General features: G+C 60.8%; 18 protein-coding genes and 1 riboswitch. Of the genes, 9 read left to right on the top strand and 9 right to left on the bottom strand.

The window, feature by feature from the left end; all coding sequences use genetic code 11:
- Window positions 1-70: 70 nt before the first annotated feature.
- A riboswitch (ZMP/ZTP riboswitch) is annotated at window positions 71-148 on the bottom strand.
- A gap of 381 nt (window positions 149-529) precedes the next feature.
- Window positions 530-1,651: an ABC transporter ATP-binding protein gene (locus ACOX7T_RS05865; RefSeq protein ID WP_433441010.1), complete on the top strand. Its 1,122-nt coding sequence runs from the start codon at window positions 530-532 to the stop codon at window positions 1,649-1,651.
- A gap of 120 nt (window positions 1,652-1,771) precedes the next feature.
- Here the strand turns inward: ACOX7T_RS05865 and ACOX7T_RS05860 are convergent, their stop codons facing one another.
- The 7 genes from ACOX7T_RS05860 to ACOX7T_RS05830 form a co-directional block, all read right to left on the bottom strand.
- Window positions 1,772-2,965 (bottom strand): FprA family A-type flavoprotein, encoded by a 1,194-nt coding sequence (locus ACOX7T_RS05860; RefSeq protein WP_433440797.1) that lies wholly within the window; start codon window positions 2,963-2,965, stop codon window positions 1,772-1,774.
- A gap of 187 nt (window positions 2,966-3,152) precedes the next feature.
- Window positions 3,153-3,575: a YbaN family protein gene (locus tag ACOX7T_RS05855; protein WP_433440795.1), complete on the bottom strand. Its 423-nt coding sequence runs from the start codon at window positions 3,573-3,575 to the stop codon at window positions 3,153-3,155.
- Window positions 3,572-3,916: a nitrous oxide-stimulated promoter family protein gene (locus tag ACOX7T_RS05850; protein WP_433440793.1), complete on the bottom strand. Its 345-nt coding sequence runs from the start codon at window positions 3,914-3,916 to the stop codon at window positions 3,572-3,574. Before ACOX7T_RS05850 ends, ACOX7T_RS05855 begins: the two co-directional genes overlap by 4 nt.
- A complete protein-coding gene (locus ACOX7T_RS05845) occupies window positions 3,916-5,586 on the bottom strand; it encodes an amino acid ABC transporter ATP-binding/permease protein (RefSeq protein ID WP_433440791.1) in 1,671 nt (556 codons plus the stop codon). The genes ACOX7T_RS05850 and ACOX7T_RS05845 overlap by 1 nt, the downstream gene beginning before the upstream one ends.
- Complete coding sequence (locus ACOX7T_RS05840; RefSeq protein ID WP_433440789.1) at window positions 5,583-7,331, bottom strand: ABC transporter ATP-binding protein/permease; 1,749 nt, start codon at window positions 7,329-7,331, stop codon at window positions 5,583-5,585. The genes ACOX7T_RS05845 and ACOX7T_RS05840 overlap by 4 nt, the downstream gene beginning before the upstream one ends.
- A 259-nt stretch (window positions 7,332-7,590) precedes the next feature.
- Entirely contained in the window at window positions 7,591-8,379 is a 789-nt protein-coding gene (locus ACOX7T_RS05835) for a TIGR04255 family protein (RefSeq protein WP_433440787.1), read from the bottom strand.
- 90 nt (window positions 8,380-8,469) lie between these two features.
- Window positions 8,470-9,210: a GntR family transcriptional regulator gene (locus ACOX7T_RS05830; RefSeq protein WP_433440785.1), complete on the bottom strand. Its 741-nt coding sequence runs from the start codon at window positions 9,208-9,210 to the stop codon at window positions 8,470-8,472.
- 245 nt (window positions 9,211-9,455) lie between these two features.
- On the opposite strand from ACOX7T_RS05830, the gene ACOX7T_RS05825 reads away from it, so the two are divergent.
- The 5 genes from ACOX7T_RS05825 (at window position 9,456) to ACOX7T_RS05805 (ending at window position 15,210) form a co-directional block, all read left to right on the top strand.
- Complete coding sequence (locus ACOX7T_RS05825) at window positions 9,456-10,502, top strand: BMP family lipoprotein (RefSeq protein WP_433440783.1); 1,047 nt, start codon at window positions 9,456-9,458, stop codon at window positions 10,500-10,502.
- Between the two features lie 68 nt (window positions 10,503-10,570).
- Window positions 10,571-12,094, top strand: a complete 1,524-nt coding sequence (locus tag ACOX7T_RS05820; RefSeq protein WP_433440781.1) for an ABC transporter ATP-binding protein — start codon at window positions 10,571-10,573, stop codon at window positions 12,092-12,094.
- Window positions 12,091-13,158: an ABC transporter permease gene (locus ACOX7T_RS05815; RefSeq protein ID WP_433440779.1), complete on the top strand. Its 1,068-nt coding sequence runs from the start codon at window positions 12,091-12,093 to the stop codon at window positions 13,156-13,158. Before ACOX7T_RS05820 ends, ACOX7T_RS05815 begins: the two co-directional genes overlap by 4 nt.
- Window positions 13,155-14,063, top strand: a complete 909-nt coding sequence (locus ACOX7T_RS05810) for an ABC transporter permease (protein WP_433440777.1) — start codon at window positions 13,155-13,157, stop codon at window positions 14,061-14,063. The genes ACOX7T_RS05815 and ACOX7T_RS05810 overlap by 4 nt, the downstream gene beginning before the upstream one ends.
- Window positions 14,064-14,082: 19 nt before the next feature.
- Window positions 14,083-15,210: a uroporphyrinogen decarboxylase family protein gene (locus ACOX7T_RS05805; RefSeq protein WP_433440775.1), complete on the top strand. Its 1,128-nt coding sequence runs from the start codon at window positions 14,083-14,085 to the stop codon at window positions 15,208-15,210.
- A 118-nt stretch (window positions 15,211-15,328) separates the two neighbouring features.
- Here ACOX7T_RS05805 and asnA read toward each other — a convergent pair whose 3' ends face one another.
- Complete coding sequence (gene asnA, locus ACOX7T_RS05800) at window positions 15,329-16,342, bottom strand: aspartate--ammonia ligase (protein WP_433440773.1); 1,014 nt, start codon at window positions 16,340-16,342, stop codon at window positions 15,329-15,331.
- 320 nt (window positions 16,343-16,662) lie between these two features.
- Here asnA and ACOX7T_RS05795 point away from each other — a divergent pair, with 320 nt between their 5' ends.
- Genes ACOX7T_RS05795 through ACOX7T_RS05785 form a run of 3 tightly spaced genes read left to right on the top strand, consistent with a single transcriptional unit; the run spans window position 16,663 to window position 18,686 of the window.
- Window positions 16,663-17,202, top strand: coding sequence for a phosphohydrolase (locus ACOX7T_RS05795; RefSeq protein WP_433440771.1), 540 nt, complete (start codon window positions 16,663-16,665; stop codon window positions 17,200-17,202).
- 52 nt (window positions 17,203-17,254) lie between these two features.
- A complete protein-coding gene (locus ACOX7T_RS05790; protein WP_433440769.1) occupies window positions 17,255-18,118 on the top strand; it encodes an aldo/keto reductase in 864 nt (287 codons plus the stop codon).
- A gap of 1 nt (window position 18,119) precedes the next feature.
- Window positions 18,120-18,686, top strand: a complete 567-nt coding sequence (locus ACOX7T_RS05785) for an HD domain-containing protein (protein ID WP_433440767.1) — start codon at window positions 18,120-18,122, stop codon at window positions 18,684-18,686.
- Window positions 18,687-18,734: 48 nt separating this feature from the next.
- Here the strand turns inward: ACOX7T_RS05785 and rbr are convergent, their stop codons facing one another.
- Window positions 18,735-19,340 carry a rubrerythrin gene (gene rbr, locus ACOX7T_RS05780; protein WP_433440765.1) on the bottom strand — a complete coding sequence of 202 codons (606 nt, stop codon included), beginning with the start codon at window positions 19,338-19,340 and terminating at the stop codon, window positions 18,735-18,737.
- Window positions 19,341-19,454 lie beyond the last annotated feature (114 nt).

Genomic DNA, 19,454 nt, shown 5'->3' with positions numbered 1-19,454 from the left:
CTCTAACCGCGCCTCCTTAAAATCTCTCTTCCTGTTTTCGGGATGCAAAAAGGGCACACCGCGCGAAAGCGCAGCGTGCCCAGACGGTCGGCTCATGTCCGCTATACTCCACGTGGTCAGCCCACTTCCGTCAGTCATATAGCGCACTGACAGAATACCAGAGAAGGGCGGCGCTGTCAAGGGACGGAGGCTTTGCGCCGGAGACAAAAGAGGAAGAAATGGTATTTTGCCCAAAAACAAATCGGAAAATTTGGCCGATTTATCGAGATTGTCTGGCTGCTGCTTTTGTGCTAAACTGTCCATGATCGGGTTGCACTGCGGCCTGCATATTCAATCAGGCGAGGCGGGACTACTCCAATTTTAAATTACATAATTTAATATAGGCCCGTCTCCCCGTAAAAAAGGAGGAGACCAAAATCCGCCGGGCCGGCGGTGCGGCAGTGTGGAGACCTGCCGTAAAGCATGCGGGGTTTCGCTCCCCGGGTGCAAGGCTGTATTTGCGGAGGCATTGCAGTCACGGCCTGTGTACATGGCAACTTTGAGCCTGAAGAACGTAAAGAAGATCTACGACAAGAACGTGGTGGCTGTCCACGACTTCAACCTGGAGATCGCAGACAAGGAATTCATCGTCCTGGTCGGCCCCTCCGGCTGCGGCAAGTCCACTACCCTGCGTATGATCGCCGGCCTGGAGGACATCTCCGAGGGCGATCTGTTCATCGGTGAGCGCCGCGTCAACGACGTGGAGCCCAAGGACCGCGACATCGCCATGGTCTTCCAGAACTACGCGCTCTATCCCCACATGACCGTGTACGAGAATATGGCCTTCGCCCTCAAGCTGCGCAAGATGCCCAAGGACGAGATCGACCGCCGCGTCCGCGAGGCTGCCGAGATTCTGGACATCACCCAGTACCTGGAGCGTAAGCCCAAGGCTCTGTCCGGCGGCCAGCGTCAGCGTGTGGCCATCGGCCGCGCCATCGTCCGTGAGCCCCAGGTGTTCCTGATGGATGAGCCTCTGTCCAACCTGGACGCCAAGCTGCGTAACCAGATGCGCGCTGAGATCATCAAGCTCCGTCAGCGCATCGACACCACCTTTATCTATGTTACCCACGACCAGACCGAGGCTATGACTCTGGGCGACCGTATCGTCATCATGAAGGACGGCTTCATCCAGCAGATCGGCACGCCTCAGCAGGTCTTTGATCACCCCGCCAATGTCTTCGTGGCCGGCTTCATCGGTACGCCTCAGATGAACTTCTTTGACGCCAAGCTGGTCAAGGACGGCAGCGGCTACTATGTGGACTATGCCGGTACCCGGGTCAACCTGGCCAAGGACATCCAGGACGGTCTGGCTGCCAAGGGCCGTGAGTCCATGGACGTGATTCTGGGCTGCCGCCCCGAGCACCTCATCCTGAAGCACTCCACCGGCGAGGGCACTGTCACCGCCCATGTGGATGTGTCCGAGATGATGGGCAGCGAGGTCCACCTGCACGTGGTGGCCGGCGAGAAGGAGGTCGTGCTCCGCATTCCCTCCACCGACCTGCCCGCCCAGCACCGGGCCGGTATCCCCTTCGGCGCTGAGGTCAACTTCACCTTCCCCGAGGCGCTGGTGCACCTCTTTGACCCCTCCACCGAGAAGAACCTGCTGGACTAATTGCAGAACATCAGACGCCGCCGGCAATGCCGGCGGCGTTTTTTATTCCGGTGTAAAAGCAAACGGACGGAATTGCCGAAAGCAATTCCGTCCGTTTTTTGTTCAAGTGGGAGTAAGCGCTCAACCCAGCTTGGCGGCGGCCTCATTGGCCAGGGCAGTCACGGCGTCCAGGTCAGCCTGGGCGGGGGTGAAGGTGCAGCGGAAGGCAGCGTCGGGCACGCTGAACCGCAGCTGAGAGAGGCGGGTGCGCAGCATCTCGGGGCCCTCGCCGCTCCAGCCGTAGGAGCCAAAGACAAAGGCGGGCTTCTTGGCGCAGTTGATGGCGTCGATAGAGGTGAGCACGTCCCAGATGGGCTTGGGAGCGTCGCGGTTGATGGTGGGGGCACCCACAGCCAGCAGGTCACACTCGTTGGCCAGGGTGGCGGTCTCGCTCAAGGGCGTGGTGGCCACATCCCGGACCTCTACATGCACTCCAGCCTGGCGGAGGGCCTCAGCGGCAGCGCTGGCCAGGGCGGCGGTGCAGCCATAGGCGGAGCAGTAGAGCACGGCGGCCAGCTTCTCGGTCTTGGCAGCGGGAGTGCTCCACAGCCGGTAGAGCTCTTCAATGTCGCCCATGCGGTCGGTGAGGCAGGGACCGTGGCTGGGGCAGATGATGGCGGGATTCAGAGGCTTAATCTTCTCCAGGCCAGCCAGCACATGGGGCTTGAAGGGCCCGAAGATGCAGTTGTAGTAGTGGCGCACCATCTCCAGATAGGCGTGCTGGTCGTGGACGTTGCGGTCCAGCATGGTGGGCTCGCAGTAGTGGGCGCCCAGGAAGTCGCAGGTGAAGAGCACCTTGTCCTGGGGGCACCAGGTGAACATGGAGTCGGCCCAGTGGAGCATGGCGGAGGGCAGGAACTCCAGGGTGCGGCCGCCGCCCAGGTCCACGCTGTCACCCTGCTTCACCACCTGGAAGGGCAGGGCAGTGCTGTTGGTGATGTCGGTCAGGTGCTTCTTGCCGGCGGCAGTGCACAGGATGGTAAGGTTGGGGCAGGCCTCCAGCAGCTTGGCCACGCTGCCCGAGTGGTCGGGCTCGTTGTGGTTCATAACCAGATAGTCGATCTTCTCCAGGGGGAGCACCTGCTCGATGTTGGAGCGGTACTCGTCCCAGTAGTCGGCGTGAACGGTCTCAATCAGCACATTCTTCTCGCCGGTGAGGAGATAGGCGTTGTAGCTGGTGCCGTAGGGGGCGGGCATAATGATGTCAAAAATACGCAGGCCGGGATTCAGCACGCCCACGGAGTAGAGGTGCTCGGCCAGTTGAATGGTACCCATAGCAATCGCTCCTTTTTATCTGGGGCGGCATGCAGCAATCTCCGGGCCGCCCAATTTTTCTCATACCAAAGTATAAGAAAGGGCAGGAAAGAAGTCAATCGGAAAACCATATAAAACAGTAGGATAAATGGGAAGGATTCTCAACCGAAATTCCTAATGCAGGGGAGGTTGACCGGAAAAGGTCCTGTCACGCCGCGTTCTCATCCTGCCAGATATCCTCTTCAGACTCCTCCGTGACCTGAGTGGCGGGGATGGTGCGGATGCCGAAGATGAAGTACAGAATGTGGCACACCCACACGATGGCCAGAATGATCCGGCCCACCGGCACCCGGCCCATCATGGCAAAGCCGAAGGCCATGGTCAGGGTGACCACGCCCATGATCCGCAGCTTGGTACGCCAGGTCATGCCCTTGCCCCGGACAAAGCTCTCCAGGTTGTTCTTGTAGAGCCTGGTGGAGGTGAACCAGCTGTGGAGCCGCTCCGAGCTGCGGGCAAAGCAGAAGGCGGAGAGCATCAGGAAGGGAAAGGCGGGCAGCAGGGGCAGAGCGGCGCCCAGGGCGCCCAGGCCCAGGCCGATACAGCCCAGAATGACATACAGAACTTTTTTCATCCCAGTTCCTCCAGTCGTCGTTTTTCTCGTTTGGTTTCCATGACGTGCCGGATGGCGGCCACAGGGTGGACAAAGAGCATCCGGGGGCCGGAAAAGCGCATCACATCCCGGATTTTCTCCCGCATCTCCGGCTTGTAGCAGTGGACAGAGCAGTTGGAACAGAAGGTCTTGGTCTCCATAAAGGGACAGCGGTCGCTCCGCTGCTGGGCGTAGGCCGCCAGAGCGGCGCAGTCGGGACACAGGCCGCCTCTTGTGCCGTGCTTCTTCCGGCAGTAGAGGGCGATCATCTCGTTGACTATGGCCTTTTCCCGCTGCCGCTTGGCCTCGATGTCAGCGCCCATCAGCTCACTCTCCCGTTGGCCACCCGGCACACCCGGTGGGCGATGCCCATGGTGGAAGCCCGGTGGGACACCAGCACCACGGTCCGGTTTCCCTGCTCCTCTTTCAGAGCCTTGAGGATAACCGCTTCATTCAGGCTGTCCAGGTTGCTGGTGGGCTCATCCAGCAGCAGCAGGGGCGCGCCGTGGAGAAAGGCACGGGCCAGACCCAGCCGCTGCCGTTCGCCGCCGGACAGGGTGTCCCCCAGCTCGCCCACCGGGGTGTCGTATCCCTTGGGCAGGGAGAGGATGAAGTCGTGGACCGAAGCCTTGCGGCAGGCGTCCTCCAGCTCTTCCTGGGTGGCATCCGGCTTGGCGATGCGCAGGTTGTTGGCGATGCTGTCGTGGAACAGGTGGGTGTCCTGGGTCACCAGGGCCTCCATCTGCCGCAGGTTGGCGGTGTTGATGTCCTTCACGTCGGTATTGGACAGCTTTACGGAGCCGCGATTTACGTCCCAGAACCGCATGAGCAGCCGCAGCAGGGTGGATTTTCCGCTGCCGCTGGGGCCGATGATGCCCAGAATCTCGCCCTTGCGGACATCTAGGCTCAGGTCGGAGAGGATGGTCTCATCACCATAGGAGAAAGTGACGTGCTCACAGCTGCCGCCGGAGAAGGACACAGGGGCCTTGCCATCCACCTCCTCCACCAGGGGAGCCTCGTCCAGCAGGTCCAGCACCCGGCCGCCGGCCGCCAGGGTATTCTGGAGGGTGCTGCCCAGGTTGGCCAGAGCCACCACCGGGCCGAAGGAGCTCATAAGGGCCACCAGGGGGATAAGCACCCCGTCAAAGCCCACCAGCCCAGCCTGGAACAGCAGGGCGGTAGAGAGCAGCATGACCAGGTCAAAGAAGAGAATGACCGTGTTGGTCAGGGCCATGCCACGGGCGGCGGCGTCCTTCAGCTTCTGCTCGGTGTCCGAGAGGGCGGCGGTCCGCTTATCCAGCTCCTCCAGGCGCTGAGCGCCCCGGCGATACTGGAGAATTTCACGCAGGCCCCGCAGGCTGTCCAGCACAAAGCCGCTGAGGGCGCCCGCACCGGCACGGAACCGCTTTCCTGCGTCCCCGGTGCTGCGGGAAATGAGGAAGGGCAGCACCAGACCGATGGTCACATAGGCGATGGCGGCCACCACGCCCAGCAGGGGGTGGAAGGAGCCGATGAACACCGCCATGATGACCGACATGATGAGGGCGATGGCGGCAGGGGAGATGGTGTGGGCGTAAAAGACCTCCAGCAGCTCAATGTCCGAGGTGATGAGGGCGATGAGGTCGCCCCGGTCTCTGCCCTCCAGCTTGGCGGGGCACAGACGGCGCAGAGCGCCGAAGACCTTGTCCCGCACCAGGGCCAACAGCTTGAAGGCGATGAAGTGGTTGCAGGCCTGCTCGCCGTACCGCAGGAACCCCCGCAGCACCGCCGCCAGCGCCAGAAAGTGGAACAGCAGGATGAAGGACATGGGGGCGTTCAGCCCCATCACATCCAGCATGGCCCAGCCGCCCAGGACAGTAATGGCGGTGGCGCACAGGAACCCGGCCACGCCCAGCGTCACAGCCAGCACCATGAAGGGCAGCAGGGGCCCCACCAGTACAATCAGCCGGACCATAATGCCCAGGCCGCTCCGTTTTGTGTTCTGACCGTTCATACCGCCTCCGCCTCCTTTTCGCACATTCCGATTTTCTCAAGAGCCTGCTGGCTCTCCCACAATTTTGCGTAATGCCCGCCCTGGGAGAGCAGGGCGGCGTGAGTCCCCGCGCCCGCCAGGCGCCCGCCGTCCATGACGTAGATGCGCTGGGCGGCGGTGACATTGGCCAGCCGGTGAGTGATGAGCACCACCGTCTTTTCCCGGCTCAGGAGTATAATCTGTTCCATAATGTCGTTCTCGCTGTCCGGGTCGATGTTGGAGGTGGCCTCGTCAAAGATGTACACCGGGCTGTCGTGGAGCAGAGCCCGGGCCAGGGCCAGCCGCTGCCGCTGGCCGCCGGACAGGTTGGCCCCCTGGCTCTCCAGGACCAGGTCCAGGCCGCCCTCGCTGCGGAGGAAACCGGACAGGTTGGCCCGCTCCAGGGCGGCCCAAAGCTGGCTCTCGCTGGCGCCGGGCCTGGCCATCAGCAGGTTTTCGCGGACGGTACCACGGAAAATCCAGCTGTTGAAGCCCACGTAGGTTACCGCCCGGGTGAGGGCTTCATTGGACAGGGTGCTCAGGTCCGCGCCGCCCAGAGTGACCTCTCCGGCATACCCCCGCAGGCGGCCGGACAGGATGGCGGCCACGGTGCTCTTGCCGCAGCCGCTCTCGCCCACAATGGCGGTGCAGCTGTTGGGCTGGAAGTCCATGTCCAGCCCGTGGAGCACCTCACGGTCAGCCTCGTAGGAGAAGCGGAGCCCACGGCAGCGCAGCTCGCCCTCAGGGGCCTCCTCCACCGTGCCGGAGGACTCCTCCGGCAGGTCCAGCAGGGCGAAAATCCGGTCGCTGGCGGCCATGCCGTTCATGGCCACGTGGAAGAAGGAGCCCAGCTGCCGCATGGGCAGGAAGAACTCGGCGGAGAGCAGCAGAATGGCGAAGCACCCGGCAAAGCCCACTTTTCGGGTCCACAGCTCAATCACGGCCAGGGCGATGCCCAGGGCGGCGCCGCCGTAGGCCACCAGGTCCATGATGGTGATGGAGTTGAGCTGCATGGTGAGCACCTTCATGGTGATGCGGCGGAAAGATTCGGCCTCCCGGTTCATCTCCTCGTGGCGGGCCTGGTCGGCCTGATAGATCTTCAGGGTGGTCAGGCCCTGGAGATTTTCCAGGAATGTGTCGCCCAGGGCGGCGTACTGGCCCCAGTACTTGCCCAGCAGCCGCTTGGCCAGGGTCTGCACCGCGGCAATGGCCACGGGGATGAGGGGCACGCACACCAGCAGGGCGGCGGCCGCCTTCAGGCTCACCGGGGAGAGCAGAAGGAACAGGGTAACGGGGGCCAGCATGCTGTAAAAGAACTGGGGCAGGTAGCCGCCGAAGTAAGTCTCCAGCTGCTCCACACCCTCGGTGGACAGCTGCACCGCCTCGGCGGTGGAGCACTTCTGGCTGTATGCCGGGCCAAGCCGCAGGAGCTTTTCATAGATCCGGCGGCGGAGCACCTGCTTCACCGCCTTGGCGGCCCGGAAGCTCATCCGGCCCGCCCCCACGGCGCACATCCACCGCACCACCGCCGCCAGCACCACCACACCTGCGGCGGCAGGCAGGCCCCAGGTGGGCAGGGAGTTGTCCAGCAGGCCCTGGAGCACCCAGGCGAAGGAAAAAATCATGGCCGCGTTGCTGGCCATACCCAGCCACTGGAAGGCCACATTTCCCGCGATATACCGTTTGCTCTCGGGTACGATTCCGATGAGCCGTTTGTTGATCATCATGGCAGAAGGTCTCCTCTCTGATATTAGCAACAGCTAACTTTTGGGCAAAAAGAAAAGAAGCGGTCTGCTTCCTGAAAACAGATGGTTAGCACCATCTAACATGAATGAGTTTACACAAGCTAACCGGCCTTGTCAACGGAAAAATCGCGGGTGTTCCATTTTTGTCAGAAATGACAATGGAAAAATATAATGGCGAAAAAGACAAAAAATGCCCGCCGGTATCATACCGGCGGGCAGGAAAAACAGGAAGAAAAGAGGTTCAGACCAGGGGCTCGGCGCCCATGGCGGTGTGGAGCTCGGAGGTGAGGGCGCCCCGGAAGAGACGCACGGCATGGTAGTGCAGGTCCTCCAGGCCGGAGGCCACCTTGTCGGGGGCGATGTTGCCGGCGGAGGAGAAATCGTTGTCCAGAATGAACTTGACCTCCGGGTCCTTCTTGCCGCCGCCCAGCAGGCCGGGACCGGCGTGGACCTTCATACGGCAGTTGTCTTCCAGAGCCATATTGACCTCCAGGGAGCACTTGCCGATCTTGGACTCATCCACATCGGGCTCCGCCATGACGCCCAGGAAGGCGGGCTGAATCAGGTCGGACCAGGGGGTACCCTCCAGGCCCAGGGCCCGGCGGGAGAAGGCGTTGACATACCGCAGGCCCACCCGCTCGAAGAAGGTGGGGTGGTAGATCTGGATGAACTGGGCCAGGGGGCGGTCCAGCCGCTGGGCAAAGTCCTCCCAGCGATGGTAGCGCAGGGTGGAGAGGGCGATGAAGTTCTGGGTCAGATTCAGCTTCCACAGGCCGTCCTCAGAGATAAAGGAGTAGTTGGTAATGGGATCGGGCTGCACCAGTTTGGGCGCGCCGTCCACCATGGTCATCTTGGGTGCGGGACGCTCCTGGGCCTTGTTGAAGCGGGGGAACTCCTGACGGATGGCCTCCTGGAAGTTCACCGGGTCATTGGCGTTGATGGAGAGAATGGCGGGGAACCGCAGCTGGCAGATAACCTCCACCAGGGGGCTGCGGGCATACTGATACCGATCGTAATGAGAGAAGAGCATGTTGACTGGCTCCTTCCGTGGCAGAATAAAACATAGGCTCTATTCATTGTAACCGCAGGGAGGGCAGTTGTCAAACGGCGGCGGGGGAAATTACCGCTTTCTTACAATATGGATGTGATAGTACTCCGGGAGCAGATAGTACTTACACAGGCCGATGGCCTCGCCGATATTGCTGTACAGGATCTCCTCAATGAAGATAACCTGTGTGCCGGGCGGGACCTGGAGGAACTGGCTGATAGTCTCCTCTGCCACAGTAAATGTGATGCGGGAAGCAGCGGTAGCGGCAAGCTGGAAAAGGGTATAGTTCAGGAACTGCTCCACGCTGTCGTCATCGGAGAGATTGATGTCGTGGGCAGAAATGAATTTTACGGGAACCTCCATGAAGGCGTGGCTGATGGGCTTTCCGCAGCGGCTGTATACCAGATTTCCGTTGATGGTCAGTTCACTGGCGGAGATCTTCAGCTTTTCCTGTACCACCGCCGCAGGAGGACTGTAATTATAGTAGACGGTAACCTCGTCGCACTCGGACAAGGCGGCGGAAAAGGCGGGGTTATCCAGGTGTTCAAAGCCCTGGGGCAGCTGCTCATAGCTCTGGCTGACAAAATTGCCCTTTCCCTGGTGGTTGTATATGAGACCGTCCTCACGCAGGATGGCCAGCGCCTGACGGATGCTTCCCCGACTGACGCCATACCGCTCAGCCAGCGCAGTCTCGGGCGGGAGCTGTTCTCCGGGCTTATAGGTTCCGTTGGTAATCTCGTCGTACAGAGCCTCATAAACGCCGACGAACACGGGTGGGTTGGCCTGCATACTGCGTATTTTCTGGATTGTCATGCTGCACACACCTCCGCATGGGGAAAATAATAAAAAAATACAACGAAAAAGAAAAATAATTGTTTACAATTCTAATATGTGGTTGTATAATGACGTCGTGAACTTGTTGGACAAGTTAAAGAGTTGTTCGAACTCCTAAATCAATTATATAAAAAAGCCTCGAAATCGTCAATGAAAAAATTGGAATACAAATCCAAAAAGATGTGTGGAAGAGATAATTTATATAAAAAATAGGAGGAATCACAATGAAAAAAGCTACCACCGCAGCGCTTTCCCTGTGTCTTGCAGCACTGATGCTCCTCTCTGCATGCGCACCTGCGCCTGCAAATGGAAGCGAAAGCCCTCAGCCCTCTCAGAGCGGTGAACCTGCTCAGACCGGGGAGATCAATCCCGCTGATGTCAAAGTGGGCCTTGTTCTGGGCGGCGCACTGGGCGACCAGTCTGTCCACGACCAGGCCAACGCCGGACTTGAGGCGGTGAAGGAGGAGTACGGCGTCCAGACAAAGGTGGTCGAGTGCAGCGACAGCTCCATGTATGTGGACGCCATGCAGCGCCTGTGCGAAGAGGGATATGACCTCATTGTGCTGGACGAGTTTGGCCAGGAGGAGGCGCTGCGGGCTGTGGCGCCCAGCTACCCCGAGGTCAACTTCATGATCCTGGACACCGTTGTGGACCTGGATAATGTGGCATCCTTTACTTATGCAACCCACGAGTGTGCCTTCCTGGCCGGTGCTGCCGCTGCGCTGAAGTCTGAGAGCGGCGTGGTAGGCTTCATCGGCGGCATGGAGATCCCCACCATCCAGAAGTACCAGAAGGGTTACGAGGAGGGCGTGGCCTACGTCAACCCCGACGCCCAGGTCATCTCCAAGTACGTGGGCAACGACGCCAACGCCTGGAGCAACCCGGCCCAGGCCAAATCCCTGACACTGGACGCCATTGCCAACGGCGCCGACGTGTGCTTCCACGCGGCCGGTGGCAGCGGCCTTGGTATGATTGAGGCCTGCGACGAGAAGAGCGTGTATTCCATCGGCGTGAACATTGACCAGTCCCACCTGGCGCCTGAGACCGTCCTGACCAGCGCGCTGACCAGAGGCGATGTGGCCATCCAGCTCTTTGTGGAGAGCTATCTGGAGGGCGAGGTACTCACCGGTGAGACTGTCCTGACCTGTGCCAATGACGGCGTCGGTATTGTTATGAGCGACTTCTTTACTGCCGAGGAGCAGGAGACACTGAACGATATCCGGGACAAGATTATCTCCGGTGAAATCGTGGTGACCAATATTCTGGCATAACACGAGGAGAGCAGGAGGCGCCCCGGAGCAGTCCGGGGCGCCCGTTTTATGCAGAGGAGGGAGAAAGCTTGCAAGGAATTGAGATGAGAGGCATCCAGAAGTACTTCGGCAGCAAGCCGGCGCTGAAGCAGGTGGATCTGACCATCAGAAAGGGGACCATCCACGCCATCATCGGAGAGAACGGCGCGGGTAAGTCCACACTGGTTAATATTTTGAGCGGCGTGCTGCAGCCCACCCGGGGAGAAATCCTGGTTGACGGCAGCGTGCAGAACTTTCAGCGCCCCCAGGACGCGGCAGCGGCCGGAATCGGCATGGTGCATCAGCACTTCATGCTGGTCCCCAGCCTGAGCGTATGGCAGAACGCCATTCTGGGCGCAGAGCCGGGAAAGCGGGGCAGAATTGACAAGCGGGCCGCCCTGGACCTCCTCAATCAGGCGTGCACGGAATACGATATGCCGCTGAATCTGGAGCAGGCCGTAGGAACCCTGACGGTGGGCGAACAGCAGCGGGTGGAGATTCTGAAGGTGCTGATCCGCAGCGCGGAGTACATCATCTTCGATGAGCCCACTGCTGTACTGACACCCCAGGAGATCCACAACCTTCTGGAGAATATGCGCAGCCTCAAGGCCATGGGAAAGACCATCATCTTCATCAGCCATAAGCTGGAGGAGGTGCTGGCCGTGGCGGACGATATCTCTGTGCTCCGTCTGGGAGAGAAGGTGGGCACCGTATCCAGAGCGGAAGTGGATACGGCCGCTCTCATCCAGATGATGGTGGGCCGGGCTGTCCGGACGGAGGGCATGCCGCTGGAGACGGAGAAGGGGCAGGAGGTGCTCCGCACAGAGGGGCTGTGCACCGGACGCACCCGCTATACCAGCGGCCTGGACCATGTGTCCATCCATATCCGCGCCGGAGAAGTGCTGGGAATTGCGGGCGTGGACGGCAACGGCCAGAATGAGCTGATCCGCGCCCTGTTTGGCCTGGAGCGGGTGACCGAGGGAAAGGTGTGGAAGGGCGGAAAAGAGCTGACCAATCTGTCCAGCGCCAAAATCCGCCGCTGCGGCATGGCGCTGATCCCGCCTGACCGGCAGAAGCACGGTCTGGTGATGAACAGCTCCATTACCCGCAATACAGTTCTGGGCTGCGAGAGCAGCAGACGGCTGGGCAACGGCTTTTTCCTGAAAAAGGCGAAGCTGAACCGGGAAGTGGAGACGCTGGCAAAGGCCTATGATGTGCGGATGCCGTCGGTGGAGGCCAACGTGTCGGAGCTGTCGGGCGGAAACCAGCAGAAGGTCATTCTGGCGCGGGAGTTCGGCCTGCGGGAGGCGGACCTGATCGCGGCGGTCAACCCCACCCGGGGACTGGATATCGGCGCCATTGAGTTTGTGTACGACCAGCTGGAGGAGCAGAAGAAAGCGGGCAAGGCGGTGCTCCTGGTGTCCACCGAGCTGTCGGAGGTGCTGCGTCTGTCCGACCGGATCGCCGTGTTTTTCAAGGGGAAAATCATGGGGATTGTGGACCGGAAGGACGCCGATGTGGACAAGCTGGGAATGATGATGGCCGGACTGAAGCCTGAGGGGGTGGAGACATGAAGCAGAGACAGAGCAGAGGGCTTGGAATTGCCATTGTAGCAGTCAGCTTTCTGATGGCGCTGCTGGTAGGCGCGGTTATGCTGCTGATCCAGGGACAAAATCCGGCAGAGGTATACTACTATCTGCTCATTGAGCCCCTCTCCAAGCCCAGCAATCTGGTCAAGGTTCTGGGCAAGGCCACACCGCTTATCTTTGCCGGCCTGGCTTCAGCCCTGGCCTTTCGCTGCAATGTGTTCAACATCGGCGTGGAGGGACAGCTCTATCTGGGCGGACTGACCGCGGCCTATCTGGGGTGTGCGCTGACGGGCCTTCCCCATTGGCTGCATATTCTGATCTGTATTGTCGGCGCCATGATTGCAGGCGCGCTGTGCGCGTGGATTCCGGCCATTTTAAAGGTCAAGCTGGGCGTGCATGAGGTCATCTCCACCATCATGCTCAACTATGTGGTAAGCAGCGTGGTCTCCCTGATTGTGGTCAAATATTTCCGCAATCCGGGCCAGACGGCGCGGACCCCCTATGTGGAGGAGAGCGCCCGGCTGTTCCAGTTCAAACCACCTGAGCATCTGAATACGGGACTGATTCTGGCGGTGCTGCTGTGCCTGGCGGCATGGGTGGTATTCAACCGCACCTCCTTCGGCTGGCAGGTGGACGCGGCGGGACGGAACCTGGAGGCGGCCCGCTACTCCGGCATTCCCGCCGGCCGCCTGGTGATTGTGACCATGATGCTCTCCGGCGCTGTGGCCGGCCTGGTGGGCATGGAGCGGGTGCTGGGTGCCTACGGGTACATGGAGGTCAACTTCTCCCCCGGATACGGCTTTGATGGCATCACCATTGCCATGATTGCCGGCAATCATCCCATCGGCGTTCTGGTTACGGCCCTGCTGCTGGGACTGATGAGCTACGGCGGCGTGAACATCAACATCATGACCAGTGTTCCCACGGAGTGGGTCAATGTACTGACCGGCCTGGTGTTTGCCTTTGTGGTCGTGGGCAACACCGTGCTGGGCCGCTGGAAGATTTCTCTGCCGGCCATTGGGCGGAGAAGAAAGGAGGGGACGGCATGAACGTGATGATTGGCTCCATCCTGGCCCGTATGCTGGCCTCTGCCACCCCCATTGCACTGGGCGGCGTGGGCGGCCTGTTCGGCGAGCGAAGCGGCATCACCAACATCGGCCTTGAGGGCACCATGCTGTTCGGCGCGTTTGCCGCGGCCATGGGGAGCTATCTCTCGGGGAATCCATGGGTCGGCCTGCTGGCGGGCGCCCTGACCGGACTGCTCATCTCTCTGCTCCATGCCTTCCTCTGCATTTCGGTTGGCGTGGATCAGACGGTCATTGGCCTGGTGGTCAATATTTTTGCCACCAACTTTACCATCTACATGCTGGATATCTTCTTTGGAAACAAGGGTACTTCCGCGGCGGTGGAGAAGCTGCCCGCGCTGACGGTGCCGGGGGCGGAACAGATCCCGGTGCTGGGTGAGGTGCTCTCCAACATCTCAATCCTGACCATTCTGGCGATTGTGATTGCCATTGCGGCCAATTACCTGCTCTTCCGTACAAAGTTCGGCCTGCATGTTATGGCTGCGGGTGAAAATCCCAGAGCGGCCTTTGTCATGGGCGTCTCGGTAAAGCGGACGCAGTACATCGCGGTTATGATAGGCGGCCTGTGCTGCGGTCTGGCGGGCGCCTACCTCTCCATCTCCTACCTGAACATGTTTATCAAGGATATGGTCAGCGGACGGGGCTTTATCGCAATTGCGGCAATTCTGTTCGGCCGCTATCATCCTCTGGGTGTCCTGGCTGCCAGCCTGTTTTTCGGTCTGGCTGACGCAGCGCAGATGTCTCTCCAGGGGACCATCAACGTGCCCAATGAGATTGTGCAGTGCATCCCCTATGTGCTCACCATCGCCGTGGTGGCGTGGAACGAGTGGCGCACCCACCGGCAGAACGGGACGGCACAGCTGGCGTGACAAGGAGGAAAGAAGACAGATGAGAACAATGACGCCGGGAGAGCGCTTTATGCGCGCCCTCTCCTTTCAGTCTGTGGACCGGATTCCGGTCATGGACTTTGGATACTGGCGGGAGACCATCGACGAGTGGCACCAGCAGGGCCTGCCCGCCGATGTGGATACCACGGAACGGGTGGAGGCCTATTTCGGCTGCGACCGCGGCTTTGAGACCAATCTGATCAACTACTTCGGCGACGACGGACCGGTGGGAATCGAGTGGGGCATCTGGCCTCCCTTTTCCAAGATTCTGGTGGAGGAGACCGAGGAGACCCGGCTCTATGAGGGAGAATGCGGCCGGATTCTGGAGCACAAGTTCTCCGGCAGCATGAGCTTCCAGAGCAAATACCCTGTGGAGACCATGGAGGATTTCCTGAAAAAAGTGCCCTCCCGCATGGACCCCTGGGACCCGACCCGGGTGCAGCCCGGCTTTGAGGCCATGCTGCGCCGGGGAAAGGAGCAGGGGCAGGCGGTGGGACTGTGGATCGACGGATATCTGGCCTGGCCCCGCATCCTGATGGGCATTGAAAACCTGGCGTACGCCTACTACGATGACCCGGAGCTGATTCACGCCATTCAGCGGCAGCACACGGACTTTGTCAAGGGCTTTGTGGACATGGCCCTGACCAAGACCAAGCTGGACTATGCCTGCTTCTTTGAGGACATGGCGTACAACCACGGCGCACTGGTCTCGCCCCAGATTTTCCGGGAATTTATGATGCCCTATTACCATGAGCTCATTGCCTATCTGCGCAGCAAGGGCATCCAGAAGGTGCTCATCGACTCGGACGGGAACACCGTGGCGCTGACCGACCTGCTGGTGGAGGCCGGAGCAGACGGACACTATCCCCTGGAGATCAACTCGGGCTCCAAGCCGGAGCTGATCCGTCAGCGGCATCCCAATCTGGCGCTCATCGGCGGCATTGACAAGCTGACCCTGATGGGCGACAGAGGGGATATTGACCGCGAGCTGGCCAAGCTGCCCCCTCTGCTGGAAAAGGGCGGATATATCCCCGCGCTGGACCACCGGGTGCAGCCCGGCGTAAGCATGGCCAACTACCAGTACTATATTGACCAGAAACGCAAGATTCTGGAGAAGTACTGCTATTAACCTGCATCTTCCCTCATTGCCGCACTGGGCGGCCCTTTCAAGAAACGGCACACGGCGCCTGCCTCCATCAACCGGAGGCAGGCGCCGTGTGCCGTTATGATTCAGATGGGGAAAAGACTTACAGAAGGATAACCCCTGCGTTCTGGCAGGCCTCCAGGGTTTCGCTGTCCCAGACGCTGGCCTGGACCTCGCCGATGTGGGCCTTGCCCAGCAGCAGCATGCACAGCCGGGACTGGCCGATGCCGCCGCCGATGGTGAGGGGCAGCTTGCCCTCCAGCAGCATCTTGTGGAAGGGGAGGCTGCGGCGGTCGTCGCACCCGGCGATGGTGAGCTGCTTATCCAGGGACTCGGGGGAGACCCGGATGCCCATGGAGGAGATCTCAAAGGCCCGCTCCAGCACCGGGTTCCACACCAGGATATCGCCGTTGAGGGCCCAGTCGTCGTAGTCGGGGGCGCGGCCGTCGTGGGGCTTGCCGGACTTGAGGGCGCCGCCGATGCCCATGAGGAAGGTGGTGGGGTGGTCCTTCACCCAGGCGTTCTCCCGCTCCTTGGGGGTCAGGTCGGGCCACTTGTCCTCCAGCTCCTGGGTGGTGACAAAGGACACCTCGGAGTGGATGAGGGGCAGAGCAGTGAGCTGGGGGAACATGGAGCGCAGGGTGGACTGGGTCTTGCACAGGCAGTCCACAATGGTGCGCACCGTGGCCTGGAGATACTCCACCGTCCGGTCCCGGGGCGCAATGACCTTCTCCCAGTCCCACTGGTCCACGTAGACCGAGTGAAGGTTGTCGGGCTGCTCATCCCGGCGGATGGCGTTCATGTCGGTGTACAGGCCCTCGCCCACGGAGAACTGGTAGCGGTACAGGGCCATGCGCTTCCACTTGGCCAGGGAGTGGACCACCTGGGCGTCGTGCCCGGCGGCGGGGATATCAAAGGATACAGGCCGCTCCACGCCGTTCAGGTCGTCGTTCAGGCCGGTGCTGGCCTCCACGAACAGGGGGGCGGACACACGGCGCAGGTGGAGGGCGCCGCCCAAGGTGTCCTCAAACAGACGCTTGAGGATGGCGATGGCCTTCTGGGTATCATACAGGTTGAGACAGGGGGCGTAGCCCTGGGGAATGTAGGTTTTTTCCATGGCTCAGAACTCCTTTGCGGCGAAAAGCCGCCGAACAAGATATTCCATTATATAGCGGTTCGCAGCAAAAATCAAGGCGGGAAGCGGGCTGGACAGCCGGTTTTCTATCAGGCCTATTTTACCGGATTCTTGCACAGATCATACGCCGCCCTGGTGGCAGTCCGTCCTCCGGCGTGGCACACTGAGGATAGATTTCCCTTTTGTTTATGGCTCCTTGCGCAAGTCTTAAGAAAATCATAAGGTGACGCAAAGCCTGTCTTTTGCTTTTTCTCCTATACTGGTTACATGCTGAAACGGATGAACAAAGGAGTATGAACACCATGTGGAATTTCAAATACACCGCCCAATACCTCTCCTGTGTGGCCGATCTGGAGGCCCACCCCGACGTGCAGTCCATGCGCTTCCTCCCCCAGCACGCCAAAGGGGTGAGCACCTACGACCACTGCTGCCTGGTGGCCTACTCCAGCTTCCGCATCTGCGCCGCCCTGGGTCTGGACGCCCGCTCGGCGGCACGGGGCGGCCTGCTCCACGACTTCTTCCTCTACAATTGGCAGACCGGCTCCCGCTCCGGCGGAGACCACGCCTTCAACCACCCCCTCTACGCCCTGGCCAACGCTGAGGCCCGGTTTGACCTCAACGACACCGAGCGGGACATCATCGCCACCCACATGTGGCCCCTGCCCCTCCATCGCTTCTACCGCTGCTGGGAGTCCCTGGTGGTCAGCTGCATGGACAAGGTATGCGCCCTGGCCGAGCTGATGGGCCTGGTGCCCCTGCTCACCAGAGGAGGCCGGATTCCTGCGCCCGTGCCGGTGTATCCCTCCGTCCCGGAGGTCACCGCCGCCGCAAAGGCCGGTTGACTTCTCCCAGCGGGCGTGGTACCCTTTTCCCAAACGAAAAGGGGGTACGCGTATGCACAGCCCTGCGACACAATTTGTTCTCTCCAACGGCTTGTCCATCCCCGCCGTGGGCTTCGGCACCTACAAGACCGGCGACGGGGACGGCGCTGTCCTGTCCAACGCCATCGCCCAGGGGTATCGCCACTTTGACACCGCCTCCTTCTACGGCACCGAGGAAGCTCTGGGCCGGGCCGTCGCGGAGCGTGATATTCCCAGAGAGGACTTTTTCCTCACCTCCAAGCTGTGGAAAACCGAGATGGGCTATGACGCCGCCCTCCGGGCCTTTGACGCCACGCTGGAACGGCTGGGGACCGGCTATCTGGACCTCTACCTCATCCACTGGCCCAGACCGGACCTGGAGCTGGAGGACTGGGCCAAGCTGGACCGGGAGACCTGGCGTGCTCTGGAGCGGCTGTATGAGTCCGGTCTGGTACGCGCCATCGGAGTGAGCAATTTCCTGCCCCACCACTTGGAGCCCATTCTGGCCTCAGCCAACGTGGCCCCTATGGTGGACCAGCTGGAGTTCCATCCGGGCTACACCCAGGATGAGACCGTTGCCTTCTGCCAGTCCCACAACATTCTGGTGGAGGCCTGGAGCCCCCTGGGCCGGAACCGGCTGGCGGGCAATGGCGTACTCGCCCGTCTGGCGGCTGAGCACGGCGTATCCCCCGCCCAAATCTGCCTGCGCTTTGCCCTTCAGCGGGGTGTGCTCCCCCTGCCCAAGTCCTCCAGCCCGGAACGGATGGCGGAGAACCTGGACCTGTTCTCCTTCTCCCTGACCGAGAAGGATATGGCAGCGCTGAACGCCATGCCCCAGACAGGCTGGTCCGGTGAGCACCCCGACCGGCCCAGAGTACGCTTTCAGGAGGTCAACTGACATGGAACCCAATGAACTGCTGGACTTTCTCCACATTGCCGAGAAGCTCAAGTGCAATACCCGCCACTCCTACACCTCCAGCTGGCGGCACGAGTCGGTGGCCGAGCACTCCTGGCGGCTGGCTCTGATGGCCTTTCTCATGAAGGACCAGATTCCCGGCGTGGACATGGACAAGGTTCTTCGCATGTGCCTCATCCACGACCTTGGCGAGGCTATCACCGGCGACATCCCCTCCTTCGAAAAGACCGACGCCAACGAGCGCACCGAGGCAAAGGCCATTGACGGTCTGGTGGCCTCCCTGCCCCAGCCCCTCTCGGGTGAGCTGGCGGCCCTGTTCGCCGAGATGGAGGCCAGAGAGACCCCCGAGGCCAAGGTGTTCAAGGCCCTGGACCGGATGGAGGCAGTGCTCCAGCACAATGAGGCCCCGCTGGAGACCTGGATTCCCCTAGAATACGAGCTCAACCGCACCTACGGAACGGAGGATGCCGCTCCCTATCCCTTCCTGAGGGCCCTGCGGGAGCAGATGCGCCTGGATACGGAGGAGAAAATCTCCGGCAATATGTCCTGATAAACAGCATGCGGAGGCATCTCAGACGAGACGCCTCCGCATTTTTTGTCACTTCAGGGGCACGGCGTAGGGGGACATCTCCCAGCGGATAAAGTAGCCCTGGGGGTGCTTGCACACGGGACAGACCGCCGGGGCCATGGTTCCCTCCACCACGTGGCCGCAGTTGAGACACATCCAGCGGCACTCCACATCGCTGACAAAGAGCTTACCCTGCTCCAGCAGGTCGGCAAAGGCGCCGAAGCGGTCGCCGTGGGTCTTTTCCACCCGGGCGATGGAGGAGAAAATGTGGGAGATCTCAGGGAACCCCTCCTCCTTGGCAATCTTGGCAAAGCCGGTGTAGTCGTGCTCCCACTCGTGGTACTCGTTGTGCCGGGCGGCCTGGAGATGGCGGAGCACATCGGGGAAGATATCCACCGGATAGGTGCCGTCCACCTGGACGGTCTGTCCTGAGAGCTGCTCCAGCAGGTCGTAATACACCTTGGCGTGCTGCTCCTCCTGGCCGGCGGTGAAGAGGAATACCCCCTGGAGCACCTGAAGGTTGTTCTTCCGGGCCAGACCGGCAGCAAAGGTGTAGCGGTTGCGTGCCTGGCTCTCTCCGGCAAAGGCGCGCATCAGGTTTTCTCTGGTCTGGCTCTTGTCAAATGAAACGGACATGGGCAGTACCTCCCTTATCATGGATACGGGAAGGATGCCCTGACAAAATATTTTTATACAGGTGAAACAAAACCGGCGGCTCATGGCTCTGATAGGCAGAGGAAAGGAGATGAG

The sequence above is a fragment of the Pseudoflavonifractor sp. genome (assembly GCF_050943825.1).
Lineage (GTDB): Bacteria > Bacillota > Clostridia > Oscillospirales > Oscillospiraceae > Pseudoflavonifractor.
This window is presented reverse-complemented; position numbering and strand designations above follow the sequence as displayed.